The sequence below is a fragment of the Leucobacter sp. M11 genome (assembly GCF_035726885.1).
Lineage (GTDB): Bacteria > Actinomycetota > Actinomycetes > Actinomycetales > Microbacteriaceae > JAPFRB01.
Genome location: NZ_JAPFRB010000002.1, coordinates 546,582 through 547,097 on the forward strand (window position 1 = coordinate 546,582; position 516 = coordinate 547,097).

1 protein-coding gene is annotated in these 516 nt (G+C 76.0%); it reads left to right on the top strand.

Annotated elements, in window-relative coordinates:
- On the top strand, positions 1-516 hold a 516-nt coding region (locus OOT08_RS06945; protein WP_325091866.1), incomplete at both ends, for a hypothetical protein.

The window sequence follows — 516 nt, forward strand, 5'->3', positions numbered from 1 at the left end:
CTCCCCCTCGCCGGGGTCGTGCTCGGGGTGCTGGATCACAGCGATGCCGCGGCGCTGGCGGCGCTGGGGGCCGAGATCCGGGCGTTCCCGGTGGACCTCGCGGGCGTGGAGGACGACCTGTGGCCCGCGTTCCGCGCGGAGGCTGGCCGCAGCCTTGCCCCGTATTACCCGGCCCGGGCCGGGGAGATCGACCCGAACGTCGCGGCGAAGCTGGACCGGGCGCAGCAGGAGCCGCCCGGGGCGGCGATCGCTGGCCTCGCCGGGCTCGCCCGCCGCCGCGAGGAGCTGCTCGCCCGGATGGACGCGGACGGCATCGACGCCCTGCTCAGCCGCACCCTCGGCGACGGGCTCCCGCTGGCGGCAACGGGGGAGGAACACTTCCGCAATGACCTGGGGGCGACCGTAGCCCCGTTCTCCGGGCTGAACCTCGCCGCGCTCGCGCTGGGCGATCTGCAGATCATCGGGCGCACCGAGGCGGATGTGCTGGCGATCGGGCTCGCCCACGAGCGGTCCGGG